Annotated in this window: 22 protein-coding genes and 3 pseudogenes; 9 read left to right on the forward strand and 16 right to left on the reverse strand. The window is 57.7% G+C overall.

The window, feature by feature from the left end; genetic code table 11:
• Nucleotides 1-273 precede the first annotated feature (273 nt).
• Nucleotides 274-507: a PAS domain-containing protein gene (locus GKZ67_RS25305; protein ID WP_410505084.1), complete on the forward strand. Its 234-nt coding sequence runs from the start codon at nt 274-276 to the stop codon at nt 505-507.
• Nucleotides 396-2918, forward strand: a complete 2523-nt coding sequence (locus GKZ67_RS16780; protein ID WP_254244892.1) for a PAS domain-containing hybrid sensor histidine kinase/response regulator — start codon at nt 396-398, stop codon at nt 2916-2918. Before GKZ67_RS25305 ends, GKZ67_RS16780 begins: the two co-directional genes overlap by 112 nt.
• 21 nt (nt 2919-2939) lie before the next feature.
• On the opposite strand, the gene GKZ67_RS16785 is transcribed toward GKZ67_RS16780, so the two are convergent.
• Together GKZ67_RS16785 and GKZ67_RS16790 are read right to left on the reverse strand one after the other, a co-directional pair.
• Nucleotides 2940-3734: a LytR/AlgR family response regulator transcription factor gene (locus GKZ67_RS16785; RefSeq protein WP_173244586.1), complete on the reverse strand. Its 795-nt coding sequence runs from the start codon at nt 3732-3734 to the stop codon at nt 2940-2942.
• A 402-nt stretch (nt 3735-4136) separates the two neighbouring features.
• On the reverse strand, nt 4137-5906 hold the full coding sequence (locus tag GKZ67_RS16790; protein WP_173244589.1) for an amino acid permease: 1770 nt from the start codon (nt 5904-5906) through the stop codon (nt 4137-4139).
• Nucleotides 5907-6019: 113 nt separating this feature from the next.
• Here GKZ67_RS16790 and GKZ67_RS16795 point away from each other — a divergent pair, with 113 nt between their 5' ends.
• From GKZ67_RS16795 to GKZ67_RS16805, 3 genes are all read left to right on the forward strand, one after another.
• Nucleotides 6020-6304, forward strand: a complete 285-nt coding sequence (locus GKZ67_RS16795; RefSeq protein ID WP_173244592.1) for a hypothetical protein — start codon at nt 6020-6022, stop codon at nt 6302-6304.
• 166 nt (nt 6305-6470) lie between these two features.
• Complete coding sequence (locus tag GKZ67_RS16800) at nt 6471-6824, forward strand: carboxypeptidase-like regulatory domain-containing protein (protein WP_254244893.1); 354 nt, start codon at nt 6471-6473, stop codon at nt 6822-6824.
• A 50-nt stretch (nt 6825-6874) separates the two neighbouring features.
• Nucleotides 6875-7948, forward strand: coding sequence for a lipocalin family protein (locus GKZ67_RS16805; protein WP_173244595.1), 1074 nt, complete (start codon nt 6875-6877; stop codon nt 7946-7948).
• A gap of 84 nt (nt 7949-8032) precedes the next feature.
• On the opposite strand, the gene GKZ67_RS24755 is transcribed toward GKZ67_RS16805, so the two are convergent.
• From GKZ67_RS24755 to GKZ67_RS16820, 4 genes and pseudogenes are all read right to left on the reverse strand, one after another.
• Nucleotides 8033-8683, reverse strand: a complete 651-nt coding sequence (locus GKZ67_RS24755) for a chromate transporter (RefSeq protein ID WP_317172172.1) — start codon at nt 8681-8683, stop codon at nt 8033-8035.
• A 119-nt stretch (nt 8684-8802) separates the two neighbouring features.
• Nucleotides 8803-9168, reverse strand: a pseudogene (locus GKZ67_RS24760) (chromate transporter); the annotation flags it as partial.
• A 450-nt stretch (nt 9169-9618) separates the two neighbouring features.
• Entirely contained in the window at nt 9619-10107 is a 489-nt protein-coding gene (locus GKZ67_RS16815) for a hypothetical protein (protein WP_173244597.1), read from the reverse strand.
• A 181-nt stretch (nt 10108-10288) separates the two neighbouring features.
• Entirely contained in the window at nt 10289-11266 is a 978-nt protein-coding gene (locus GKZ67_RS16820; protein ID WP_173244600.1) for an isopenicillin N synthase family dioxygenase, read from the reverse strand.
• A 203-nt stretch (nt 11267-11469) separates the two neighbouring features.
• Between GKZ67_RS16820 and GKZ67_RS16825 the strand changes: the two genes are divergently transcribed.
• Nucleotides 11470-12339: a hypothetical protein gene (locus GKZ67_RS16825; RefSeq protein ID WP_254244894.1), complete on the forward strand. Its 870-nt coding sequence runs from the start codon at nt 11470-11472 to the stop codon at nt 12337-12339.
• A gap of 69 nt (nt 12340-12408) precedes the next feature.
• On the opposite strand, the gene GKZ67_RS16830 is transcribed toward GKZ67_RS16825, so the two are convergent.
• The 4 genes from GKZ67_RS16830 to GKZ67_RS16845 all read right to left on the reverse strand — a co-directional run bounded on the left by GKZ67_RS16830 (nt 12409) and on the right by GKZ67_RS16845 (nt 15561).
• Nucleotides 12409-13794, reverse strand: a complete 1386-nt coding sequence (locus tag GKZ67_RS16830; RefSeq protein ID WP_173244603.1) for an FAD-dependent oxidoreductase — start codon at nt 13792-13794, stop codon at nt 12409-12411.
• A gap of 74 nt (nt 13795-13868) precedes the next feature.
• Entirely contained in the window at nt 13869-14351 is a 483-nt protein-coding gene (locus tag GKZ67_RS16835) for a GAF domain-containing protein (protein ID WP_173244606.1), read from the reverse strand.
• Nucleotides 14352-14449: 98 nt separating this feature from the next.
• Complete coding sequence (locus GKZ67_RS16840; protein WP_173244609.1) at nt 14450-15301, reverse strand: mechanosensitive ion channel family protein; 852 nt, start codon at nt 15299-15301, stop codon at nt 14450-14452.
• Nucleotides 15292-15561 carry a hypothetical protein gene (locus GKZ67_RS16845; RefSeq protein WP_173244612.1) on the reverse strand — a complete coding sequence of 90 codons (270 nt, stop codon included), beginning with the start codon at nt 15559-15561 and terminating at the stop codon, nt 15292-15294. The genes GKZ67_RS16840 and GKZ67_RS16845 overlap by 10 nt, the downstream gene beginning before the upstream one ends.
• A gap of 782 nt (nt 15562-16343) precedes the next feature.
• Between GKZ67_RS16845 and GKZ67_RS16850 the strand changes: the two genes are divergently transcribed.
• Nucleotides 16344-16610 (forward strand): ArsR/SmtB family transcription factor, encoded by a 267-nt coding sequence (locus tag GKZ67_RS16850; RefSeq protein WP_254244895.1) that lies wholly within the window; start codon nt 16344-16346, stop codon nt 16608-16610.
• 101 nt (nt 16611-16711) lie between these two features.
• Here GKZ67_RS16850 and hemA read toward each other — a convergent pair whose 3' ends face one another.
• On the reverse strand, nt 16712-17992 hold the full coding sequence (gene hemA / locus GKZ67_RS16855) for a glutamyl-tRNA reductase (protein WP_173244615.1): 1281 nt from the start codon (nt 17990-17992) through the stop codon (nt 16712-16714).
• Between the two features lie 171 nt (nt 17993-18163).
• Between hemA and GKZ67_RS16860 the strand changes: the two genes are divergently transcribed.
• Both GKZ67_RS16860 and GKZ67_RS25310 read left to right on the forward strand, forming a co-directional pair.
• Nucleotides 18164-19261 carry an ATP-binding protein gene (locus tag GKZ67_RS16860; RefSeq protein ID WP_254244896.1) on the forward strand — a complete coding sequence of 366 codons (1098 nt, stop codon included), beginning with the start codon at nt 18164-18166 and terminating at the stop codon, nt 19259-19261.
• A 23-nt stretch (nt 19262-19284) separates the two neighbouring features.
• A complete protein-coding gene (locus tag GKZ67_RS25310; RefSeq protein ID WP_410505085.1) occupies nt 19285-19371 on the forward strand; it encodes a hypothetical protein in 87 nt (28 codons plus the stop codon).
• A 79-nt stretch (nt 19372-19450) separates the two neighbouring features.
• Here the strand turns inward: GKZ67_RS25310 and rfbA are convergent, their stop codons facing one another.
• The 5 genes and pseudogenes from rfbA to GKZ67_RS16885 all read right to left on the reverse strand — a co-directional run bounded on the left by rfbA (nt 19451) and on the right by GKZ67_RS16885 (nt 25120).
• Nucleotides 19451-20329, reverse strand: coding sequence for a glucose-1-phosphate thymidylyltransferase RfbA (rfbA, locus tag GKZ67_RS16865; RefSeq protein ID WP_173244618.1), 879 nt, complete (start codon nt 20327-20329; stop codon nt 19451-19453).
• Nucleotides 20330-20435: 106 nt separating this feature from the next.
• Nucleotides 20436-21443 carry an SDR family oxidoreductase gene (locus tag GKZ67_RS16870; RefSeq protein WP_173244621.1) on the reverse strand — a complete coding sequence of 336 codons (1008 nt, stop codon included), beginning with the start codon at nt 21441-21443 and terminating at the stop codon, nt 20436-20438.
• Nucleotides 21444-21555: 112 nt separating this feature from the next.
• Nucleotides 21556-22610: pseudogene (gene rfbB / locus GKZ67_RS16875) on the reverse strand (dTDP-glucose 4,6-dehydratase).
• 98 nt (nt 22611-22708) lie between these two features.
• Complete coding sequence (gene galE, locus GKZ67_RS16880; RefSeq protein WP_173244625.1) at nt 22709-23740, reverse strand: UDP-glucose 4-epimerase GalE; 1032 nt, start codon at nt 23738-23740, stop codon at nt 22709-22711.
• Nucleotides 23741-23822: 82 nt separating this feature from the next.
• Nucleotides 23823-25120: pseudogene (locus GKZ67_RS16885) on the reverse strand (nucleotide sugar dehydrogenase).
• Nucleotides 25121-25178: the final 58 nt, after the last annotated feature.

A 25178-nucleotide genomic window follows, 5' to 3' on the forward strand; every position in this document is an offset into this window, starting at 1 on the left:
TTTTTTTGAAGGGCGTTTATCGGTCAGGCATGCTGCTTAGCCATTCTATCAGATAGTTCGCTTCTGCATAAGGCGTGCTGGGCTATGGGCTATTGCGGGCCTGACAAAATCTTTTAACTTGAGCCGATTAAGCTGCTTCTATTTATGTCCTATCAGACAAGTGTCCTGAGGCGGCTCGCATCCGAAGAGCTGAAGCGCCGGCAAGGCGCTCCTACCACCAAGCAGCCGGCAGAGCGGGTCCGCCTTGCTGCCCCGGCAACTGCCGCCACTGCTATGCTGGCAAGCTGCCTGAGCCAGGTAAGCGATGGCATTTTACTGGCAAATTCAGAAAATACTATATTAATGGTCAACCAGGCGTTCTGCACGCTCTTTGGGCTTGGCCAGCCGTTGGCGCATTGGATTGGGCAGCCCGCCGAGCTTATGAAAGCGCAGCTATTCGCCAGTACCCCCGATGCGCACACGCTTGGGCAGCTACTACGGGGCGCCGCCCCGAGGGCGCCCCACTGACGCTGCACAGCCGCCGTATAGTAGAGCTAAAGCGACAGTCGCTGGCTCAGCTGCCTGGGGGCGGCTACTGCCTCTACTGCCGCGATATTACCGAGCAGCACCGGCCTTCGCAGCCGCCTGGCTCCGACCAGGTTGATTTAGAAAGCGACCTGAGCCATGAGCTTATCAAGCTCGTGCTTGATGCCAGCCCTAACGCGCTCTTTGTGCGCAACATACACGGGCAGCTACTGATGCAAAACCAGACTATGACCGCGCTAATGGACCAGATGTCACAGGCGCAGGTTAGGGCTTTTGCCGACCCCGGTGGCAGCGGGGCCCGCCAAGCCGGCCAACCCGCGGCCCCTTCCGATGCGGAAGTGTGCTGCAGCGGCCAGCGCGTGCGTACCGAAACCAAGCTGGTGCTGCATACGGGCGAGGCACGTTGGTTTCAGACCATACGCTGCCCTCTCATCAGCAAGAGTGGCAGCCCACTGGTGCTATGCGTCAGCACCGATATCACCGAGCTGAAAACCATGCAGCTTACGCTGGAGCACAGCGAAAAACAGTACCGCGACTTATTGACGCACACTCAGGCCATTATTTGCACCCATGACCTGGCCGGCACGCTGCTCACCGGCAACCCGGCGCTGGCGGCGCTCCTGCGCACCGAACCGGATGCCTTGCTGGGGATGCAGCTAACGACGCTGCTGCCCACGACCACCGTGGCCTTTGGCAGCTACCGGCAGCGCCTGCTGGCCAACCATAAGGCTACCGGGGTAGTACAGGTGTGCCCGCCGGGGCAGACGGAGCTACGTCACCTGCTTTTTCGCAGCCAGCTGGTAGCAGCTGAGGCTGGGCGGCCGGCGTACGTAGTAGTCCACGCGCACGACGTAACCAGACGCATTGCAGCCGAGCAGCAGCTCAAGCATGCCAAAGAGGTAGCCGAGGCGGCCGACCAGGCCAAGGAAGTTTTTCTGGCTAATATGAGCCACGAGATTCGCACGCCCCTCAACGGTATCCTGGGGATGGCGGCACAGCTGGCTCAAACGCCGCTCGATGCGCAGCAGCAAGAGTTGCTGCGCATTATCCGCACCTCCGGCAGCTTTTTGCTGCGAGTATTAAATGATGTGCTCGATATGAGCAAAATAAACAGCGGCAAGCTGGAGCTGGAGCACCAGCCGTTTGAGCTGGGGCAAACAGTCCGGGAAGTATTAGGTCCCCTGGCCTGGCAAGCCCACGAAAAAGGCCTGGAGTTCACGTGCCTGGCCCTGGGCCACCCTTTCCCCTACCCTTGGGTACTGGGCGACGCGCATCGCCTAAACCAGATACTTGTCAACCTGGTAGGCAATGCGCTTAAGTTTACGCAGCAGGGCTACATCCACGTTAGCAGCCAGCTGCTCGCCCAAACGGCTACCACTCTCACCGTTCAGCTGGAGGTTGCCGATAGTGGCGCGGGCATCGACCCGGCCCGCCAACAAGCTATTTTCGAGCCTTTTACCCAGGAGAACCTGCACACGGGCCAGCAATACGGCGGCACGGGCCTCGGCCTGAGTATTTGTAGGGCACTAACCGCGCAAATGGGCGGCACCCTCACGCTGCACAGCGAGCCCGGCATTGGCAGCACCTTTACGCTGCTGCTCACCTTACATAGGGCCGCTGCCGGCCCGGCCCTCATGCAAGCGCCGGTGCTGGCGGCCGGCAGCCTGGCCGGGCTACGGCTGCTACTCATCGACGACAATGAGATTAACCACAGCGTAGCGCGCTATTCTCTTGAGCAGTGGGGAGTTGCCCTGCGCGAGGCCAGCAGCGGCCCCGCCGCGCTGGCGCTGCTGCACGAAGCGTCATTTGATGTGGTGCTGCTCGATATTCAAATGCCGGGCATGAATGGCCTGGAGGTACTTCAGCAGCTGCGGCGGCACCCCGATGCCCGGCGCGCCGCAACGCCGGTTATTGCCTTCACAGCCCACGCTTTCCGAACCGATACCGAGCGCTACCTCGCAGCCGGCTTTACCGACTGCCTAACCAAGCCTTTCATTGATAGCGACTTGTATCAGAAACTGTTACCCTACCGGCCAGCGGCGGCCCCGGCCGTCAGCTTTACGTATCTGCGCCAGCATGTGCAAGGGCATGAGACCCTGATAAGGAAGATAATCGAATCTTTTTTGCGCACCGCGCCCCCTATCCTTGCCAGCCTGCGCTCGGCTGCCACTGCGGGCCAGTGGGGCACCGTGGCCCAATTAGCACACCATCTCAAATCCAGCTTACATGCCCTCGGCATTCGGGCTACCGAAGAAAGTATGACGCTTATTCAGCAAGCTGATGCCGCCGCCTCGGCAGGTAGCATACCCAACGCGGCCCTGCTGGCCGCAACTCAGCACCTGGCCGATATTATCGAAGCCGCCCTGCATGAGCTGCCCGCTCATCTGTCCTAGAACCCGGGCCTGCCTCAATTACTACAGGCTGCGCAACGAGTGATACAGCTCTTCCTGATACGACTTAGCCAATGGCACTTCGTGGCCGGCCAGCGTGAGCACATTGTCCTCAATACTATCTATCAGCTTGGTATTGACCATGTAAGAGCGATGCACCCGCCGAAAATTGACAAAAGGCAACCGCTCCGCAATACTCTTGAGGGTGAGGTGTACGATGTATTTCTGCTTGGGCGTAACAAACACGGAATAGGTCGACATCGCCTCGATATACAGCACATCGTTGAAGTTGAGCCGTACCAGGCGGTTATTCACTTTCACAAACAGGTCCTGGCTGGCGCCATCCGGGTCCAGCAGCGCTTCGGGCAATGGAAAAGCCAGCATGACGCCGCTCGCCACGTGTGGGTCCGGGCCACTGGCTACCTGGCGTTCAGCAGCCGGCTTATGGTAGCGCTGCACAATAAGGTCGATAGACTTGCGAAAGCGGGCATAGTCTACCGGCTTAATGAGGTAGTCGGCCACGTGCAGCTCGAAGGCGTCGAGTGCATGGTCGCGGTGGCTGGTAATAATAACTATCTCCGGATGAGGCGCGGCGAGCATCCGAACCAGCTCCAGGCCCGTCAGCTCCGGCATGTCGATATCGAGTAATACCAACTGTACCTCCGGGTGACTCTGCAAAAAGTCGAGCGCCTGCACGGCGTCAGTAAACGAGGCTACCAGCTGCAACGAGCCGGTTAGTTGCACCAAATGCTCTAATATGTATATATCTATTTCGTTATTATCAATAATAACGCAGGCCAGCGAGGTACTAGTAGCCATTCTGAAGCAACCGTTGGTAGGCCGAAATATACCGAAAATTCTCAGTAAAATTCCATATACTCAATTAATTCGCCCTAAGTCGGCACCATCTCAAAGTTCTGGTGAATTTTACGGCAGCGCTACAGCAAGTAGACCCGCGTAAAACGGAGGCACCCTCTGTTCTACGCGGGTCTACTTGCTGTATAAGAGCAGCTTTCAGGATAGTATGTCGATACCCAAAGTGGTCGAACCAGTTTTTTGCGTCAAGTCTGGTTATCCAATAGATGGCGGCCCGAGTAACGCATTCCAGCGCCTTGCGGGTTCGGGCCTTTGCCGGGCGCAACCAGTTTTGAGCTTTGGCAAACAACTCAGTAACACCAGCCGCCGGGCGCATACGCAACCTTGCCAGCAACTATTTTCGGTTTACCCAACCGCTACTTTATTCAGCTTGGAGTGCTGATACCCGTACCCAAAGTAGATAAGCAGCCCAATCAGCAGCCAAATCAGAAACATTGTCCAGTTGTTGATGCCGAGCTGCGTCATCAGGTACAGGTTGGTGAGCAGGCCCAGCACTGGCAGCAGCGAGAGCTTTTTCCGGAAGGTAACGACCATGATGGCCAGCGAGGCCAGCATAAATACCAGGTACGGAATCTGGTGGCGAAACACGGCGTACCAGCCCTCACCGGTGCGGGCGGCCGTGGTGCCGTCGCTATCCTCAATAAACTTAACGATAGTGGCGTGGTCATAGCGCCAGAGCAGCCAGGAGCAGGCTATCAGCAGCAGCGGCACCAGCCAGCGACCGCTAATGTAGGGCACCCGGAAGCGGGCGTCGGACTTGCCGTAGGGGTCGATGATAAGGATACCGCCGCACACCAGCGCGAAGGCGAACAGCGTACCGATGCTCGTTAAGTCAACCACCAAATCCATGTTGAGGAACAGCGCCGGCACACCCACGAAAATACCCGTTATGATGGTGCTGAACGAGGGCGTATGAAACCGGGGGTGCACCTTGGCAAACACCGGTGGCAGCAGGCCGTCGCGGCTCATGGTGAGCCAGATGCGCGGCTGCCCCAGCTGAAACACCAGCAGCACCGAGGCCATTGCAAACACGGCGCTCACCGCTACTAGCGCCGAAAGCCGGGGCAGGCCCACTTTGGCAAACACGAACGAGAGCGGGTCGCCCACGCCCAGCTCTTTGTAGCTCACCATGCCGGTGAGTACCAACGTAATAATAACATAGAGAACAGTGCATATAATGAGCGCGTACATCATGGCCTTGGGCAGGTCGCGCTGCGGATTTTTGCACTCTTCGGCGGTGGTCGAGATAGCATCGAAGCCGATGTAGGCAAAGAATACAGCCGACACGCCTTTGAGCACACCGCCGATGCCGTTGGGGGCAAAAGGCGACCAGTTGGCTGGCTTCACGTAGAACGCGCCCACCACAATCACCACGGCCACGATTATCAGCTTCAGTACCACCAGCAGGTTAGAGGCATTTTTGCTTTCCTTGATGCCCACATACACCAGTGCCGTGATGGCTACCGTGATGAGGAAGGCCGGCAAATCGACGACCAGCCGCCAGCCGCCGGGCAGCTCGGGCGCCTGGGCCCAGGCCTTGTAGGCGTCGAGCTGAGCGGGCGTGGCTTCGGCCAGGGGCTTGTGGGCCTGCATAATGGCCATTACGGCCTCGTAGCCGTGGTGGGCACTCTGGGTGCCCATGGTCAGCCACAGCGGAATGTGCAGGCCGATGCCATCCATCAGGCCGGTAAAGTAGTCCGACCAGGATATAGCAACTACTATATTGCCGACGGCGTACTCCATGATGAGCGCCCAGCCGATAATCCAGGCGGCCAGCTCGCCAAACGAGGTGTAGGCGTAGGTGTAGGCCGAGCCGCTGACCGGAATAGTGGCCGCAAACTGCGCATAGCACAAAGCCGAAAACGCGCAGGCCACCGCCGTAAATACAAACAGCAGCGACACAGCCGGTCCGCCATTTAAGCTGGCCTGGCCAATGGTAGAGAAGATGCCGGCCCCGATAATGGCCGCGATGCCAAGGCCCGTAAGGTCGCGCACGGTGAGATGGCGGGCCAGGCCGCCGGGAGCACCCCCGTGGCCGTCGGCATCGGCGGGCGGATTAGCGAGGATGGCCGCGATGGATTTGCGGCGAAAGAGCGAGGAATTGGTGGGGGGCATTCGGCCAGGGGAAGATTGGGCACGCAAACTAGTAAACGGCCAAGATACGGCCTCGCCGTGTGCAATCGGGCCCGGCCCGGCATCAACCCAAAAACGCTACTCACTTTTTGCTTATGGCCCAGCGCGCTACCCTTCTCCGCCTTCCGCAGCCCTGCCCCGAAAGCTGGGATGCCATGACCCCGGCCAGCGGCGGCCGCCACTGCGCCGCCTGCCAGAAAACGGTTATCGACTTTTCGCAGAAAACCGATGCTGAAATACTGTCCGTGCTCTGGCAAGTGGCAGGCGAAACCTGCGGCCGACTGCGAGCCGACCAGCTAAACCGTCCATTGCTGGCCCCTACGCCCGCCCGCGCTGGCGTGCGTGGCTGGGTGCGGCCCTGGCCGCCGGCAGTCTGCTGAGTACGGGCCGGGCTACTGCGCAGGCCGCAGGCAATTATTATAGTGGCGGCCCTACCCCGGCACTTAACCCGGCTGGCAGCCTGGGTTCATCCCAAGCCAACACCAGCGCAACACCGGCTTCAGCTACGCTTCCGGCTCTTCCGGGCGGGCCCTAGCAATACACGGCGTGGTAACTGATTCTATCACGCACGAAGGGCTGCCAGGCGTGACGGTTCTGCTGAAAGGCACGACCACCGGCACCTCGACCGATGCCAGCGGCCACTTTGTGCTGCCGCTGGCGGCTGGTACAGTTTCGGCACAGCTGGCTTTTAGCTTTATTGGATATAGCTCCCAGGAACAGCTGGTTATAGCTGCAGATAATCAGCCGTTAGCTGTTGCGCTGAAACCCGATGTGCATGGTCTACTAGGCGAGGTAGTAGTAGCGGGTGGCATTTATTACCAGCGACCGTGGCCCTGGCACCCGCGCCGCTTTTTCAACTGGAGCAAGTATTGGCTGGCCAAGCCTTTTCGAGCTGGGTAAAGTAGCGTTTTTGCTAAACCTTTCGCCCCCAAAAGTCCTTTTGCCAGGGTATGACGCGATTACCCCTGGCCCTGCTGCTTTCGCTGCTGCTTTCTGCCTGCGCTTCCTTTAAGCCGGTACCCACTACCCGCTTCAACCCTACCGCCACCCGCGCCGAGCTGCCCCACGAGGAAGCGCCGCACCCCAAAAACTCGCTGGAATGGTGGTATCTCACCGGCCACCTGCGCGACCAGGCCACGGGCGAGGAATTTGGCGTGGAATACGTTTTCTTTCACTTCAACCTGAAGGATGGCAAGCAGGACTACCAGATGGTAAACGTGGCCCTGACCGACCCGCAGGGCCAGCAGTTTAAATATGACTATAAGCTGGGCAAGCTGCCGCGCCTGCTCACCGACTCGCTGCCCGTGCGCCTGCGCGACCATAAGGCCGGGCAGGTCTGGAAATTTGACGGCCAGCAGGGCACTTACCAGCTGCAAGCCGCCCTCACCGGCAAAAACAACGCCGGCTACGCGCTTAACCTAAGCACTACGCCTACCAAGCCAGTGCTGCTGCATGGCGGCACCGGCTACGAAAATTACGGCCAGGGTATCACGGCCGGCTACTACTCGTATCCGCGCCTGGCTACTACGGGCACGCTCACGGTGGGCGGCAAAACCCACCAGGTAAGCGGCGAGCTGTGGTATGACCGTCAGTGGAACTGCACCAGCATTGTGAGCAAGGACGTGGGTTGGGACTGGCTCAGTATTCAGCTCGACCAGCCCCGCGAGGAGCTGATGCTTAACACGCTGCGCAATAATGCCACCGGCCAGGGCCTCAACAACGGCTCATTTTACAGCGCCGACAACCAGAATATGCACCTCTCGGGCCATGACTTTCAGCTCACGCCCCTCACCTACTGGACCAGCCCCGCATCCGGCAGGAAATACCCCGCCAAGTGGCGCGTACAGGTGCCCGCCCAGGGCTACGACCTGGTAGTGGAGCCACTGGTGCCCAACCAGGAGCTGGCACTGCGCTTTTTCCACGCCTTCACCATGTACTACTGGGAAGGCATGTGCAAAGTAAGCGGCACCCACAACGGCCAGCCCGTGACGGGCAAGGCGTATGTGGAAATCACCAATCGGTAATGTCTGAACCGCGGATTCTTCGGATTCTTCGGATTAATCGTCCCCAAAATCCGACCAATCCGAAGAATCCGCTAAATCTGCGGTTCAGACAAAGGCCCCGGCCAGCAGCGCGGCCAGCACTATCGCTACGCTCGGCACCCGCTCCCAGAGCAGCAGCAGAAACGTGAGACCTACCAGCAGGGGGTTGAGGGGCAGGGCCAGGCGATGGGCGCTGGCCCAGAGGCCGGGCAGGGCCAGCAGGCGGTCGGGCAGCGGATGGTAGAGCAGCAGCGCCGCCGCGCACACCAGGCCGGCGCTCACGGCGTTCACGCCTTCGAGCGAGGCCTTGACCACGCGGTATTGCCGAAGGCCGTCCCAGAAGCGGATAACGAAGAATATCAGGAAAGTACCCGGCAAAAAGATGCCCACTGTGCCTACCACGGCCCCCAGCACCTGCGGCGCAATGCCGCCCAGCGGGCGCATGGCCAGCGTCCCGATGTAGGCGGCAAAGGAGAAATTTGGTCCCGGCAGCGCCTGCACCAGCCCCAGGCCCGACAAAAACTCCGGCCCTGTGAGGTAGCGCTTGTACTCAACAAACTCGGCAAAAAGCAATGGGCCAGCACTTGTCCGCCCCCAAATACCAGCGAGCCGTTGCGGTAAAAGTTCTCGAACAGGCGCACGGGCAGCAGGCGGGTGTAGTGGCCCAGCAGCGCGGCCGCCACAAAAGTGCCCAGCCACAGCGCCCCATTGGCCCACTCCACCCGAATAGGCGTCTTGTTCTGCACAATGGCGTGCTTGCGGTAGCGCAGCGTAGTCACGGCCCCGCCCGCCAGCAGCAGCAACGGCAGCACGCCCGGCAATTGGAAAAAGTACGCCACCATGGCGGCCGCTACCATCAGCGCTACCGAGGTTTTGGTTTGAATCACCTTCTCGGCAATGCGGTAGGCTGAGAAAGCGACGAAGCCCACCGCCACCGGCTGCACAAACTGCACCAGCCGCGTGGTAAAAGCGGCGTCGAAATGCGTGAGCAGCAGCCCGGCCAGGGTCATAACCGTGACCGCCGGCAGGCACCAGATGAGCAGCGTGAGGTACGCCAGGTTGGGCCCGCCCAGCCGGAAGCCGATGGCCGTCATGGTTTGGGTAGAAGTCGGGCCCGGCAAAAGGGCACACAGCGCCTGTAGCTCCAGCAGCTCGGCGGCCGTGAGGTAACGGCGCTTATGCACCAGCAGCCGAAACATCATGGCCAGGTGTGCCTGTGGGCCACCAAAAGCGGTGCAGGCCAGCGCGGCCACGTCTTTCAGAAAAATAAAGTTGCGAGTGTGACGCAGCCGCCGCCCGGCCCGGCGCAACGGCGCCAGCGGCACGGGCGAAGTAACTGGAATAATAGGCTCGGCAGGCACAGTAAGGACGGTATTACCTGTACCGAAGATAGCGCCGATACTACTACTTTATGAGGCTACTGCCCTGCTTACCCCTTCAATCGGGGCAAAACACGCAGTCAAAATGGGTATTTCGCAAGACCGATTTACGGGTTAATTCTTTCAACCCTGAAAAAGCCAGCCGTATACTAATCCAGAGGCACAAGCCTGCATTTTTTAACTTTCCAATTCTATTCACTCTATGAAAAGGCACTGGATTTCATTGATATCGGGCGCGGCACTATGCTCGTCAATAGCCCTCGTCAGCAGCTGTCATAAGGACTCGGTTACTCCTAGCTCCACTTCTGGCACTACCTCCGGCAGTACTTCTGGGTCAACATCTGGCTCTACCTCAGGCAGTACTTCCGGTACAACTTCAGGTACTACCAGCGGCACTACCTCGGGCACTTCTACTTCCGGTACTACGAGTGGCACTACTTCGGGTACTACCACAGGCAGTACTTCCGGTACTACCAGTGGCACTACGACAGGCTCTACCTCGGGCACGACTTCAGGTACTACAAGCGGTACTACTTCGGGCACTACCAGCGGCAGCACGACAGGTACTACGAGCGGTACCACTTCGGGCACCACGAGTGGCACTACAACCGGCTCTACCAGCGGCACCACGGCCGGCTCTACCAGTGGCTCTACCACTGGCACCACTTCAGGTACAACTTCGGGTAGTACCAGCGGCTCTACTACTGGCACTACTTCCGGTACTACCTCAGGCAGTACTTCCGGCACTACCAGCGGCACCACTTCAGGCTCTACCGGCGGCTCTACCGGCGGTACTACTTAATGCCGGGCAGCGAGGCCTAAGCTAGCCGTTTGCCCCAACCAAAAGGTCCCTGACGCGTGGCGTCAGGGACTTTTTGGTTACTTACGTGAGTCAGAAAGCCGACACCCACAGCGTGAGCCGCTCTTCTAAACTAAAAAGGCTTTACTTTTTTTTCAGCCCCAGCTCAATCAGCCGCTCGTTCAGAAATTCGCCGGCCGTGATGTCGGTTTCCTTCTTGGGGTTATCGGGCGTTACGCAGTGCGCCAGGGCAGCCAGGCTCATTTCGGAGCGCGGGTGCATGAAAAACGGAATGCTGTAGCGCGAAGTATTCATTTTCTCGCGGGGCGGGTTTACCACGCGGTGAATAGTGCTCTTGAGCACGCCGTTGGTGAGGCGCTGCAGCATGTCGCCCACGTTCACCACAATCTGGTCGGGCAGGGCCGTAATCGGTATCCACTGGCCATCGCGGCGCTTCACTTGCAGACCATCGGCGCTGGCCCCCATCAGCAGGGTAATGAGGTTGATGTCGCCGTGCTCGGCGGCGCGTACGGCATCGGCCGGCACCGCGTCGGGGTCTTCGATGGGGAAGTAGTGAATGGGGCGCAGAATGCTGTTGCCGTGCTTCACCTTGTCGTCAAAGTAATTTTCGGGCAGCTCCAGGTAGAGGGCGATGGCGCGCAGCACATCCTGGCCGGCCGCCTCCAGCGTACGGTACGCCTTCATCGTACTCTGCTCAAAGCGGGGCACCTCCTGGGGCCAGATATTGGCTGGGTAGTCGTTTTTCACCGGGTCGGTGTCATCAAGCACCTCCTGGCCTACGTGGTAAAACTCCTTCAGGTCGCCGGTGTTACGGCCTTTGGCGTGCTCCTTCCCTTTGCTGATGTAGCCTCGCTGGCCGGCCAGCGCTGGGTTTTCATACGCTTGCTTTTGCTCGTCGGGCAGCTGAAAAAACTGCTGCACGTCGTGGTAAAGCTCTTTGGTCTGCTCCTCGTTGAGGCCGTGGTTTTTGAGAGCAATGAAGCCGATGCTTTGGTAAGCATCGCCCAGCTCCTTCACAAACCTGGCTTTACGAGTGGGGTCGCCCGAGCGAAAATCAGCCAGGTCGAGCGATGGAATGTGGTCAGGCAGATTATCAGCCATAACAAAAAGGGGTTGTTGGTTGCTGATTGATGACGGCTATCTTCTGGTAGCGGGCTGAGCCGGCCAGCTGCTTACGCTGCTGGCCGCCGGCTCCCTCCCACCAGCAGCAACCAGTAAGTAGCCACCGCGAAGTTAATACAAAACCTTAAGGCGCACCCGTCGCGTACCTTGCAGAACTTCTTACCTCTTTCTGTTCCTTTCACATGAACCGATTCGCCACCCCTCTTAGTGGTACCATGGCCCTGGCTGCCTTGGCGCTGCTGGGCAGCTGCAGCACTTCGCAGCAGGCCGAAACCTCTACCGTTAGCCCCGCCGACCGTCCCAACGCTATCGGGGCGCCGCGCACCGCCTCTACCGTATCGGGCCAGGCCCAGACCAAAGGCGGTATCACCCTCACGCCCTACAACGACTCACCCAAGTTTCCGACGGCGCAAATGGTTTTGAACGCCCCCATTCAGGGCTCGACGGTGCCCAGCGGCGAGGTGGCGTTTTCGTACGACCTCACCAATTTTCAGCTGACCAAGATGACGGCCAGCGACCACGCCATGCAAATGGCCAACTCGATGAAAGGCCAGCACATCCACAACATCGTGGACAACCAGCCCTACACGGCCCATTACGATACCAAGTTTACCAAGCCCATCGCCGACGGCCAGCATGTGGTGCTGTCGTTTTTGTCGCGCTCGTACCACGAGAGCCTCAAGCACGTCGGCGCTTATGACCTGCGCACCATCACGGTAGGTACCCCGGCCGCCGGCACCCAACCCCTGAATTTTGACCTGAAAGCCCCGCATCTCTTCTACAGCCGCCCTAAGGATACTTATTCGGGGAAAGATGCGCAGAAGATTATGCTGGACTTTTACCTCGTGAATACCACGCTGGCTCCCGATGGCAATAAGGTACGGGCTACTATCAACGGCACCGAGTTTATGCTCGACCAGTGGCTGCCTTACATGATGGAAGGCCTGCCGGCCGGCCAGGCCACTATCAAGCTGGAACTGCTCGACAGCAGCGGCAACCTGATTCCCGGCCCGTACAACTCTGTTACGCGCACTATCACGGTAGCTCCCTAGCCAGCGCTGCCTCTTTAAATCGCTTGTCATTGCCGCGCTTCACTGCCTTGCGCCGGCAATGACAAGCGATTATTTTTTACTGAACTCCTGGGTTAGCAGCTCCTGCACTTCCGGCTTCCCGTAGTCGGCCTCGGCCTGAATGTGCGGCATGAGCTGAGCCATGATGGCCTCCTGGCGCTGGCCGGCAGCCCAGGCTTCGGCATACGAGGTATCGGGCGAGAACGTGACCCGCGAGTAGAGTGGCACCCACTGGCCCGGATATTGGGCGGCTATTTTGCTCTCAATGCGCTTTTGCAGCAGAAAGCGCGGGTCGGCCACGCGGTCGCGCATCTCCACAAAGTTGTAGAGGGCCAGGTCGGCCATGGCGTCGGTATTGGGCTTGCGCTGATGCTCAAAGGCAGCCATCACCTGACCCCAGTTGGCCTCGCCATACTGCTCCAGCAGCTGGTTGAGCACCGTGCAGTCTTCAAAGCCGGCATTCATCCCCTGGCCATAAAACGGCACAATGGCGTGAGCCGCATCTCCCAGCAAAAGCACCGTATCGTGGTAGGCCCACGGAAAGCAGCGAATGGTAACGAGTGAGCCCGTCGGATGGTCGAAGAACTCGTTGGTAAGCTGCGGCATCAGCGGCACAGCGTCGGGGAAGGTGGCGGCAAAAAACGCAGCTACTTCGGCCGGCGTTTGCAGCGCGGCAAATGACTTGTCGCCCTCATACGGGAAAAACAGCGTGGCATTAAACGAGCCATCGAGGTTAGGCAGGGCAATCATCAAAAAATTACCCCTGGGCCAGATGTGCAGCGCGTTTTTTTCGAGCTGCCAGCTGCCGGCTTCCCCTGCGGCAATGGTCAGCTCTTTATAGCCATATTCGAGATACTGCTGCGAGTAATCGGTGCGGTCGGTGCGCTGCAAGGCGGCGCGCACCGCCGAAAAAGCTCCGTCGGCTCCAAACAGCCGCTCGTAGGCTACATCCTGCTCGTGCCCGCTGGCTACATCCTGCAAATGCAGCCGGCGGCCCAGCAGGTCCAGCCCGGTCAGCTTCTGGCCGAAGGCCAGCTGCACGCGCGGCTCCTGCTCGGCCAGGTCGAGCAGGGTACAGTTGAGGCTGCCGCGGTTGATAGAATAGATGGCCTGGTTTTCCTGCCCGTAGGGCTGAAACGTGAGCTGCCCCTGCCCGTCGTGCATCACGCGCCGGTACATCGGAATGCCCACCTGCCGAATGTCGTCGGCCACGCCCACGCCGGCCAGCGCGCGCCAGCCCCGGTCCGAGAGCGCTAGGTTGATAGAGCGGCCACCCAGCAAGCCCTGCCTGCGCGGGTCGGGCAGGCGCTCAAACACCTGCACCGGGTGGCCGCGCCGCGCCAGGTACAGGGCAAGGAGGGAGCCTATCAGCCCCGCCCCCATTATTACCAGCGGCTCGGCCGCAGCCTCGGCTGCGGAAGATGAATAGTCAGCCATTGTTTTTACTTGCTAGCGGCTGCCGGGCCAAGTGCCGTTGCGGGGCCTGGCCAAACGACAAAACGTATACTATCTCAAAACCAGGCGCCGGCCAGCTGCATCAGCTGTTCCAGGCCGGCCTGGTCGGCCTCGTCAAACTCGGCCAGCCGGTCGCTGTCCACGTCGAGCACGGCCACTACCCGTCCGTTTTTCAGTATGGGCACCACTATTTCCGACTTCGAGTCGGAGCTACAGGCAATATGACCGGGAAAAGCTTCCACATCGGGCACCAGTATGGTGCGGGCCTCGGCCCAGCTGGTACCGCACACGCCGCGCCCCTTGCGGATGCGGGTGCAGGCGATAGGCCCCTGAAACGGGCCCAAGACCAATTCTTCATTTTTTACTATATAGAACCCCACCCAAAAAAAGCCGAAAGCCTGCCGCAGCACGGCGGCCGTGTTGGCCAGGTTGGCCGTGCAGTCGGCTTCGTCGGCGGTGAGCGCGTTCAGCTGCGGATGTAGCTCGGCGTAGCGGGCGGCCTTGGGGAGACCCGGCTTCAGGAACAGCGTTTCAGACATGAGAGGAAAAAAGGGCCGGTTGGCGGCTTTTGCCAGCAAAAAGCCTATACGGGCCCCACAAGTTTTGCGGGCCGGCAAAAATAGCCGCTGCGCCCCGGCTAAGCCGAGGCCGCCGACGCAGCCGGAGCCGCCACCGCAAAGCTACCGCCCTGGTGCTCGACAGCTTCCAGCAGACGGTAGTTCAGCGACTCCTTCACGTCGAGGTACTCGTCGTAGCTCGTAGTTTCGACAAAATACTGTACGGTTACCTCCTTGCCAGCGGGCGAGATGGCACTGAATTTCATCTGCACATCCTGCGTCACCAGCGCGTGCTCGGCGATGGCCGCCACTGCCTCCCGAATAATGGCCTGTAGCTGGTCGCTGGTCGTTTTCTGGTCAAAATACAGCGTAAAGCCAACCCGCCGGGCCGTACGCAGGCTCAGGTTGTCGAGCGGCTTGTCAATCATGCTTTTATTGGGCACCGTGAGGTAGCTTTTCTCGGCCGTGCGCAGGCGCGTGCTGCGAAAGCCGATTTTTTCTACCGTGCCGCTTACACTACCCGCCGTTACAAGGTCGCCCACCCCGAAGGGCTGGTCGATAAAGATGGTAAAGGAGGCCAGCAGGTTTTCGAGGCTTTCCTTGGCCGCGAAGGCCACCGCCAGCCCACCAATGCCAAGGCCGCCAATCAGGGCCGTCACATTCACCGCAAATACCTGCCCCAGCGCTACGAGCAAGCCGATGACCACGATAAAAACCTTGAGCAGATCTTTGGCAAAAGGCAGAAACTGACTGTCGAGCCGCCGACTGCCGGCGGTGGCCGTCAGCTCGGCCCGGCGCTGCACCACCAGCAAGGCAAAATCAACCAGTCGCATAATCACCCACACTACGGTAGCAATTACGCCCAGGTGAAACAGCCCGAGCAGCGCTACCTTAGGCCACGGCTCAACCCCCGGCACTGCCGCTAGGGGCATAGGATAGCGCAGTACGCTAAAGGCCAGGTAAAAAGCCCCAGAAACAAAAGAGCTCCCAGCGGCTGAATCAGCAGATTGTGCAGCTCGGCTTCCGACACCCCCGCCGTGTAGCGCTTGGTGAGGCGAAACAGCGCCTTGCTCAGCAGCCGCGACAGCAGCCGGTTCAACGCCGCTCCCAACAGCATAATAACTGCGGCTGTCAGGTAGTCAAACAGCTGGTTACCGAGTATTTCTCGGCGCAAAAAGTCAGGTATCTCCATTGGTAACGGGTAAATCAAACGCCTCGGGTACGCAGCGCCGTCCAAGCCTATCCTTTTACGTATTACGGGCCTTAAGCTGCCCCGGCTAACTCCTGGCAAAGTCCAGTTCATCCAATATACACCTGGTAGTATACTGGCTGCAAAGCCGCTGTAACCGGAACGCGACGGGCAAAAGTAAGAAGCGCCCTTACGTGAGTCGGTAGTTTAGCAATTACTGATTGCCTTGCCCACGGCCCCAGGCTGCGGGTAAGCAACCCACTTGCATATGCTAAAACTTTAATATTCTTTCACTTCCGCTTCACTTGCCACCCAAATTATTGCATTCTATGAAGAACTGGTAAAGCGCGCTCATCCGCGCTTGCGTAGTATACCCTCGGGACGCCTTTGCTTCCTGAAAAGCTGGTGAAAGTGTAGCCCCTCCCAACTTACAGCAGCTATAGCCCAGCTAACTGAGGCTAAAGCGCGGGATGAATTTTTTGCTTGCCTCCCGGAAAATTTATGAATCATGCCCCCACATTCAAAATCCAAAAAAGTGCCTTAAACTCTATTTAAGACCACTAAATTGTACTTACCCAAGTACAGCGCCCAAGTTTTTTATTGCCTTTTATGCAGAAAGTATGGTGTACTATAGTATTCTTTCGTTTACTTTGCAGCACCGGCACCCTAGTAATAGGTGATTGGGTTCATTCTTCTATTCTACCTTCTACCATTCCTAATTTAAAGTCACCATGAAACCTTTGCATTCCCGCGTTGAAGCTGAGCAGTTAGACCGCGCAGCCGCCATGCTTAAAGTGCTTTCGCACCCCAAGCGCCTCGCCATTGTAGACCTGCTCGGCAAAAGCAAGACCAAAGACCATCAGATGTCGGTAACCGAAATCTACCAGGCACTTGATATTCCCCAGGCTATTGCTTCGCAGCACCTTATCACTCTAAAAGACCGCGGTGTACTGAAGTCGAGCAAGCTGGGTACCAAAATCTACTACTCGCTGGCTGTTCCGCAGCTGTTGAAGATTATTGATACCCTGGAAGATTACTCAGGCCGTATCTAGCTCGTGTTCTATAGCAAGTTGAGCCCGGTTAATAGTCAGCTAGCTGACTATTAACCGGGCTCAACTTGCTAGTAAGCCAGCTTTTCTCCGGAAAGCGGCTTTTAAGCTCTGACAGGCTGCTGCTCCAGGTCGAAGATATCCGTAAGCAACGGGAGCAGCTGCTCGGCCTCATCGCGGCGACAAGCAGCTTTGAGGTGCAGCACATGCTGCTTCAATACCTTCTGCATAAAGGCGCGGGTGGCTTCGTCGAGTAGCTTCACCTCGGCAGGGGTAGCTTTTTTCTGGAAGCGGTCAAGCTCTTGCTGACGCAGCTGCTCCAGGCTCGCTTTCATGCGCTGAATAAGCGGCGATACCAGCATCTCGCGGCTCCAGTCGGCAAAGTCTACCATGCTTTCGGCGATAATAGCCTGCACCTGCGGTACCGCCGCCAGCCGCTGCTCCAGCGCGGCCGAAGCCTTGCTCTGGATAGCATCTACGTTATACACGAGCACGCCCGGCACCTGCTCCACCTCGGCGGCCACGGAGCGCGGCACGGCCAGGTCGATAAAAAATTTGTAGCTCAGCACATCGAGGTGCGCAACCAGGCTGTGGGTAAAGAACGGTGTATCGCGGTTGATGGATGAGATGATAACATCGGCTTCGCGCAGCGCTTCAGCCAGGTTTTCGAAATCGGCAATGCGCAGGCGGCCGGGCGCAAACTCGGCGGCCAGTTCCTCGGCGCGGGCACGGGTGCGGTTGCAGAGCGTCACGCTGCCGAAGCTCTTGCTATCGGCCAGGTGGCGGCATACATCGCTCCCTATTTCGCCCAGCCCTACCACCAGCACGCGCGGACTCGCTACATCGGCGGTAAGCTCTTCCACCAGCTCCAGAGCGGCGTAGCTCATAGAAGCCGCCCCATCGCGGAAGCTGGTTTCCTGCTGCACGCGCTTATTGGCAAAAAAGATAGTGTGCAGCAAGCGGTGCAGAAACGGACCCGCCGCGTCGGCATCGGCCGTCCACTGGTAGGCATTTTTTACCTGATTGATAATCTGCATATCACCCACTACCTGCGCATCGAGCCCCAGGGCCACTTCGAACAGGTGGCGGGTGGCCGAGTCGGCATCCGCAAACAGGTCGAAATACGGGGCAAAGCTTAGTGCATCGGCGCGGTGCTTAAGCTGGCCCAGCGCCCGTATAATGACGGCCGAGTGGTCGTCTTCGTGGGCGTAGTAGATTTCGGTGCGGTTGCAGGTGCTCAGCACCAACAGGTCCGATAGGGACAGCTCGGTACGCAGCTGCTCTAAAAAGCGACGGCAGGCGGCCTCATCCAGCGCCAGCAGCTCGCGAATAGCAAGTGGGGCATTCCGGAAAGATAAACTGACAGCCTTAAACGGATGGGACATAGCACGGGTCGGCGCTGGGCCGGCCTGCAAAATTACGGTATAAATAACTGCGATGGAAACAGGTAGAGTGCCGATTGGGTTCGGAAGACTCGGTAACTACCCAAACCCAGGCTTTTCCTCGTTGAACTGCGTATTCTGCGCTCCGGGCAGCAGGCCCGACCTTTACCCCCTATGCTTCCTCCCCTTTACGACCAAAAATCGCGCATCAAGCTCTTGGTCTTGGTAATGGCCCTGCTTATTGCCGGGGCTACTGTTATTTATACCAACGTGCTCGTGCAACGCCTCTCGGAGCGCGAGCAGAGCCAGATTGACTTATACGCCAAAACGTTGCGCTACATTATAAATACGGAAGACACTAAAAACCTGCCTTTTTTACAAGAGCAGATTATTGAAGCCAACACGACCATCCCGGTTATCCTGACTGATGGCGAGAATATTAACGATGCCAAGAACCTGGGGTTGGGTACGCACCTGCCAGCGGCCGACTCGGTGCGGCGGATGAATGAGGTATTGCAGGAAATGCAAAAGCGCCACCCGCCCATTGTGATTGAGCTGGCGGGTGGCACGCGCAACTATATTTTCTATCAGGATTCGCGGCTGCTGCGGCAGCTGCGCACCTACCCGCTGGCGGCCCTGGCCGTTATCGCGTCCCTGGGCATTATGGCGTATATCTCGTTCAGCTATTCGCGGCGGGCCGAGCAAAACCGGGTGTGGGTGGGCCTGGCCAAGGAAACGGCCCACCAGCTAGGTACGCCGCTGAGCTCGCTGGTGGGCTGGCAGGAATATCTGCGGCAGTCGGACCGCTTTCAGGACGAGCCGATTGTAGAAGAGCTGGGCAAGGATATCCGACGGCTCGAAATCATTACCGAGCGCTTCAGCAATATCGGCTCGGTGCCGGTGCTCAAGGCCGAAAACCTGTATCAGACTACCCGCAATGCCATTGCCTATCTCGAAAGCCGGGTGTCGCGCAAGGTAAAATTCACCATCGAAACGGACCTGCCGCTCGATACGCCGGCCTGCCTCAACGTGCCGCTATTCGATTGGGTAGTCGAGAATATCTGCAAAAATGCCGTGGATGCCATGGACGGGCGCGGCGCCATTACGCTGCGACTGCGCCGAGTAAAGCCCCGGCGGCAGTGGTGGCGCCGGCGTACGCCCCACCCCCAGGTTGCCATCGACATTACCGATACCGGCAAAGGCATCCCTAAAAACAAGCTCGAAAACGTATTTATGCCCGGCTACACCACCAAAAAGCGCGGCTGGGCCTAGGCCTGGCGCTGGCCCGCCGCATCATCGAAAACTACCACGAGGGCCGCCTTTTCGTGAAGTGGAGCGAAGTGGGCAAAGGCACTACGTTCCGGCTAATACTTAACCAATGAGTAATGAGTAGTAAGCAATGGGCAATATTGTTCAAACGATTAGAATGATATTACCCATTGCCTTTTTGTATTTATTCTCTTACCCGCCCATTACCAATTGGTCGGGCAGGTTCATCAGATAATCGCCGTAACCACTCTTGCGCAGCGGGGCAGCAATTTTGCGGAGCTGCGCAGCATCGATAAAGCCCTGGCGGAAAGCGGCTTCCTCGATAGAGCCCACTTTGAGGCCCTGACGCTGCTCCAGCACCCGCACAAACTCGCCGGCCTGCATGAGACTTTCGAAGGTACCGGTATCGAGCCAGGCCGTGCCCCGGCCCAGAATACCCACCTTTAGCTTGCCGCGGCGCAGATACTCGCGGTTTACGTCCGTGATTTCGTATTCGCCGCGGGGGCTGGGCTGCAGGTTACGGGCAATTTCAACTACGTCGTTATCGTAGAAATATAGGCCCGGCACGGCGTAATTGCTCTTGGGCTGAGCCGGCTTTTCCTCAATGCTGAGGGCTACTTTATTGGCGTCGAACTCCACTACGCCGTAGCGCTCGGGGTCATGCACATGGTAGGCGTATACCACACCACCGTCGGGATTGTTGTTGGCTTTGAGTAGCTCCTCCATGCCTTCGCCGTGGAAGATATTATCGCCCAGCACCAAAGCTACTTTGTCCTGGCCAATAAAATCAGCCCCAAGCACAAAGGCCTGCGCCAGGCCGTTGGGCACTTCCTGCACTACGTATTGAAAGCTGCAGCCCAGGCTTTGGCCGTCGCCAAGCAGTTTTTTGAATTGCTCCTGGTCGTGGGGCGTGGTAATGATAAGTATTTCCCGAATACCAGCCATCATCAATATAGATAATGGGTAATATATCATCGGCTTGTCATAAACCGGCATAAGCTGTTTCGAGACAGCCAGGGTGAGCGGATGCAGCCGGGTGCCGGAGCCGCCGGCGAGGATAATGCCTTTCATAGAGTTGTTTTTAGCGCAGAGTTTCGCAAAGTTGGCAGAGTTTCGCAAAAGTTGCTGGCTAAGTACTCTGCGGAACCCTGCCAACTTTGCGAGACTCTGCGCTTCTTTAGTTGCGCTCTTTGATAAAATCCTGGTTGTCCTTAAACCACGACAAGGTTTTTTGCAGGCCTTCGCGGATGCGCACCTGCGGGGCGTAGCCCAGCCGGGTTTCAGCCTTCGTGATGTCGGCCAGTGAGTCGCGGATATCGCCGGCGCGGTTGGGGCCAAACTTGGGCTCCAGGCTGGAGTGCGCTTCTTCGCGCAGGATGTTGTATAGCTGCACCAGCGAAGTGCGGTCGCCCACGGCAATATTATACACCTGATTCAGCGCGTCGGAGTTTGTGGTGAGCGCGGCGCGGATGTTGGCCTGCACGCAGTTGGCCACGAAGGTAAAGTCGCGGGTCTGCCCACCGTCGCCGTTGAGCGTGGGGGCATTATTTTCCAGAATAGCGTCGATAAACAGCGGAATAACTGCTGCATAGGCCCCACCGGGATCCTGGCGCGGGCCGAAGATATTGAAGTAGCGCAGGCCGATAATTTCCATGCCGTAGGTACGAGCAAATACGTCGGCGTACAGCTCGTTGGCATACTTGGTGACGGCGTAGGGCGAGAGCGGCTTACCAATGCGGTCTTCCACCTTGGGCAGGCCGGGATGGTCGCCGTAGGTCGACGACGAAGCCGCGTACACGAAGCGCTTGATGCCGGCTTCCTTGGCCGCAAACAGCATTTTTACAAAGCCGCCCACGTTTACCTCATCGGTCGTAACGGGGTCGTTGATGGAGCGCGGCACCGAGCCCAGCGCTGCCTGGTGCAGCACAACATCGATACCCTGGCAGGCGCGGGCGCAGGCTTCACGGTCGCGGATATCGCCTTCCTGCACCTCCAGCGCCGCATTGCCTTCAAATAAACGCAGGTTTTTGCGGAAGCCGTTGGAGAAATTATCCAGCACCCGCACCTTTTTCGCGCCGTGCTTCAGCAGGTATTCAACCAGATTGGAGCCGATAAAACCCGCGCCGCCCGTTACGAGGAAGCTTAGCTCAGTGATGGGCTGGTCGGTGAAAGGAATCTCGTACATAGAGCTGTCGGTTTGTCATTGCGAGCGCAGCGAAGCAATCGCATCAGAACGTAATCGTTCGGGTATCGTGCAGGTGCGATTGCTTCGCTGCGCTCGCAATAACAAAATAGGTTTAGCGGCCCGCGTACTGCTTGGTGTTGTACTCTTGGTAGGCGCCGCTCGTCACATGGTCGAGCCATTCCTGGTTGGCGAGGTACCAGTCAACGGTTTGGCTCAGGCCCTGCTCAAAGGTTACGCTCGGCTTCCAGCCCAGCTCGTGCATGATTTTGCTGCTATCGATGGCGTAGCGCATATCGTGGCCGGCGCGGTCGGTTACGAAGGTGATGAGCTGGCGCGAAGTACCCTGAGGCTGGCCGGTTTTCTCATCTACCACATCGCAGAGCAGCTCAATAAGCTTAAGGTTCTGCCACTCGTTTACGCCCCGATGTTGTAGGTGTCGCCCAGCTTTCCCTTATGAAACACTGCATCGATAGCCGTGGCGTGGTCCTTCACGAAAAGCCAGTCGCGCACGTTTTCACCCTTACCATACACAGGCACTTTCTGGCCGGTGCGCAGGCGGTGAATAGCCAGCGGAATCAGCTTCTCGGGGAAGTGGTTAGGCCCGTAGTTATTCGAGCAGTTGCTCAGCTTTACGGGCAGGCCGTAGGTGTGGTACCAGGCCCGCACAAAGTGGTCGGACGCGGCCTTGGAGGCTGAATAGGGCGAGCGCGGGTCATACGACGTTTCCTCGGTAAACATCTCGGGGCCGAAGTCAAGCGAGCCGTATACCTCGTCGGTGCTGACGTGGTAAAACGTGTGCCCCTCAAAACCCTTGGGCTTCCAGAGATTTTTGGCGGCATTCAACAGGTTAACGGTGCCGATAACGTTGGTTTTCACAAACGCCATCGGGTCGGTAATACTGCGGTCAACGTGACTTTCGGCGGCCAGGTGAATAACAGCATCGGGCTCCTCGTTGGCGAAGAGCTGGTCGATAAATGCCTGGTCGGCGATATCGCCCTTGACAAACTTATAGTTAGCGGCGTTCTCGATATCACGCAGATTTTCCAGATTGCCTGCATAAGTCAGGGCATCAAGATTCAGAATCTGGTAGGCAGGATACTTGGTCACGAACAGCCGCACCACATGCGACCCGATGAAGCCGGCCCCGCCGGTAATTAAAATTTTCATATTTGTAAGATAAAAATGTGAGCTGTAGAACAATGTGAAAATTGCAAGTGCATTGAAAAGCAAATCTATAGCCTACTCATTTTCACATTTACCATTTTTTAATTTCCCACATTTTTTAAAGCCTCCTGCCATTTCCAGGCGCTGACCAGCGAATCGAATAATGAGGTGGTCGTACTGAAACCCAATACGTCCGCAGCCTTAGTAGCATCGGCATAAATGGCCGGCACGTCGCCGGGACGGCGTGGGCCCATAGCGTAATTCAGCTTTTGACCGCTGGCCTGCTCAAAGGTTTTTACTACCTCAAGCACCGAATTGCCTTGGCCTGTGCCCACGTTGAACGTTTCGACCACCTCGCTGGCCTTGCGGTCGAGTAGTCGCTGCACGGCCGTGATATGGGCCTTGGCCAGGTCTACTACATGGATATAGTCGCGCACGTTTGTGCCATCGGGCGTGTCGTAGTCGCTGCCGTTTATAGTCAGCTTCTCGCGAATACCGGCCGCCGTCTGGGTGATGAACGGCACCAGGTTATTAGGCACGCCCAGCGGCAGCTCACCTATCCGCGCCGACTCATGTGCCCCAATTGGATTGAAATAGCGCAACAGTATAGTATGCAGCTTATTATCGGGCGCAGCTGACACATCGTGCACAACGTCTTCGCACATCTGCTTGGTGCGGCCATAAGGCGACGAGGCCGGCTTGGTGGGCGTAGCCTCCGTTACGGGCAGCGCGTCGGGGATACCGTAAACCGTGCACGAAGAAGAAAACACCAGGCTTTCTACTCCGAACTCCGGCATTACTTTCAGCAGCGTGAGTAGTGAGCCCACGTTATTCTGGAAGTACATCAATGGCTTGGCTACTGATTCTCCAACGGCTTTAAAAGCCGCGAAGTGAATGACGCCCTGCACGTTGCCTTCCGTCTTGAATACCTGGCGCAAGGCGTCGGCATCGCCGCAGTCGATAGGATAGCACGTCACATCATGACCCAGAATGGCCCGTAGTCCGTCCAGCACCGACTCTCTCGAATTACTGAAATTATCAATAATAACGGGCTCGTAGCCCGCCTGGGCCAGCTCAACCACCGTATGGGAGCCAATGTAGCCAGCGCCGCCGGTAACGAGAATCTTTTTCATATATAAATAATGGTTAATGGTTAATAATTAATTAACTGCTTAGCTTAGCAAGCCAAGCAGTTAATTGACCATTACCGTTATGCTATAAGCTCCAATAACCAAGCTCCTGCATCGGCTTGCTCCGATAGAGGCCTTTGATATCAACCAGTATGGCATTGTCGGCCGTGATGGACTTGAAGTACGCTTCATCCTTGGCCACGTAAGGCTGATGGCTGACGGCCACGATAACGGCATCGTAGTCGTGCCGAATGCTGTCGGCGGCCGTAAGGCGGAAGCCATACTCGTGGTGTAGCTCGTCGGAGCTGGCATGGGGGTCAACGATATCCACGTTTACCGAGAAATTTTTCAACTCCTGAATAACGTCGGCCACCTTCGAATTGCGAATATCTTCCACGTTTTCCTTAAACGTTGCGCCCATTACCAGTACGCGGCTTTTTGCTACGTCCTTGCCGCGCTTAATCATCATCTGCACCGTTTTGCGGGCGATATAGGCCCCATGTTGTCATTGGTCGTCCGGCCGCTCAGGATAACCTTGGCATCATAGCCCAGCTCTTTGGCCTTATAAGTAAGGTAATACGGGTCTACGCCGATGCAGTGGCCGCCTACCAGACCAGGCGAAAACTTGAGGAAGTTCCACTTCGTACCGGCCGCCTCCAGTACTTCATAGGTATTAATATTCATGCGGTCGAATATCATCGAAAGCTCATTCATCAGGGCAATGTTGACATCGCGCTGAGTATTTTCGATAATCTTGGCCGCTTCGGCTACCTGAATGCTGCTGGCGCGGTGAACGCCGGCTTTTACTACCAGCTCGTACACTTTAGCGATAACGTCGAGCGATTCTTCATCGCAACCGCTCACCACTTTTACGATGCGCGTCAGCGTGTGCTCCTTATCGCCGGGATTGATACGCTCGGGCGAATAGCCAACCTTGAAGTCGGTCTGGAATTTCAGGCCCGAAAGCTTTTCCATTACCGGAATACAGTCTTCTTCGGTGCAGCCGGGATACACAGTGCTTTCAAACACCACGTAGTCACCCTTTTTCAACACCTTGCCTACCGAGCCCGAAGCACCCAGCAGGGGCTTGAGGTCGGGCTGCGCATGCTCATCAATGGGCGTAGGCACGGCCACAATAAAGAACCGGGCCTCCCGCAGCACTTCCAGCGAGTCGGTAAAGGTGATATCGCAGCCTTCGAAAGCTGAGCTATCGAGTTCGCCGCTAGGGTCCTGGTGGTTGCGCATCATCTCCACGCGGCCAGCATTGATATCGAAGCCGATAACCGAGAGTTGCTTGGCAAATTCGAGGGCGATGGGCAAGCCTACATAGCCGAGGCCAATCACGGCCAGCTTGGCTTCTTTGCGGAGGAGTTCGTCGTACACTTTTGTAGGAATTATAAACTATGAATTAAAAATTAAAAATCAAACCCAGGCTCACTTA

The organism is Hymenobacter sp. BRD67 (genome assembly GCF_013256425.1).
Lineage (GTDB): Bacteria > Bacteroidota > Bacteroidia > Cytophagales > Hymenobacteraceae > Hymenobacter.

Bases quoted from the DNA above. Each gene is read 5' to 3' on its own strand.
- hemA (WP_173244615.1), bottom strand. From the start codon at position 17,992: ATGTCCCATCCGTTTAAGGCTGTCAGTTTATCTTTCCGGAATGCCCCA.
- GKZ67_RS16850 (WP_254244895.1), top strand. From the start codon at position 16,344: ATGCTTAAAGTGCTTTCGCACCCCAAGCGCCTCGCCATTGTAGACCTG.
- GKZ67_RS16805 (WP_173244595.1), top strand. From the start codon at position 6,875: ATGACGCGATTACCCCTGGCCCTGCTGCTTTCGCTGCTGCTTTCTGCC.
- GKZ67_RS16785 (WP_173244586.1), bottom strand. From the start codon at position 3,734: ATGGCTACTAGTACCTCGCTGGCCTGCGTTATTATTGATAATAACGAA.
- GKZ67_RS16820 (WP_173244600.1), bottom strand. From the start codon at position 11,266: ATGGCTGATAATCTGCCTGACCACATTCCATCGCTCGACCTGGCTGAT.
- GKZ67_RS16840 (WP_173244609.1), bottom strand. From the start codon at position 15,301: ATGCCCCTAGCGGCAGTGCCGGGGGTTGAGCCGTGGCCTAAGGTAGCG.
- GKZ67_RS16870 (WP_173244621.1), bottom strand. From the start codon at position 21,443: ATGTACGAGATTCCTTTCACCGACCAGCCCATCACTGAGCTAAGCTTC.
- GKZ67_RS16795 (WP_173244592.1), top strand. From the start codon at position 6,020: ATGGCCCAGCGCGCTACCCTTCTCCGCCTTCCGCAGCCCTGCCCCGAA.
- GKZ67_RS16790 (WP_173244589.1), bottom strand. From the start codon at position 5,906: ATGCCCCCCACCAATTCCTCGCTCTTTCGCCGCAAATCCATCGCGGCC.
- GKZ67_RS16845 (WP_173244612.1), bottom strand. From the start codon at position 15,561: ATGGAGATACCTGACTTTTTGCGCCGAGAAATACTCGGTAACCAGCTG.
- GKZ67_RS16860 (WP_254244896.1), top strand. From the start codon at position 18,164: ATGCTTCCTCCCCTTTACGACCAAAAATCGCGCATCAAGCTCTTGGTC.
- GKZ67_RS25305 (WP_410505084.1), top strand. From the start codon at position 274: ATGCTGGCAAGCTGCCTGAGCCAGGTAAGCGATGGCATTTTACTGGCA.
- GKZ67_RS16835 (WP_173244606.1), bottom strand. From the start codon at position 14,351: ATGTCTGAAACGCTGTTCCTGAAGCCGGGTCTCCCCAAGGCCGCCCGC.
- rfbA (WP_173244618.1), bottom strand. From the start codon at position 20,329: ATGAAAGGCATTATCCTCGCCGGCGGCTCCGGCACCCGGCTGCATCCG.
- galE (WP_173244625.1), bottom strand. From the start codon at position 23,740: ATGAAAAAGATTCTCGTTACCGGCGGCGCTGGCTACATTGGCTCCCAT.
- GKZ67_RS16830 (WP_173244603.1), bottom strand. From the start codon at position 13,794: ATGGCTGACTATTCATCTTCCGCAGCCGAGGCTGCGGCCGAGCCGCTG.
- GKZ67_RS16825 (WP_254244894.1), top strand. From the start codon at position 11,470: ATGAACCGATTCGCCACCCCTCTTAGTGGTACCATGGCCCTGGCTGCC.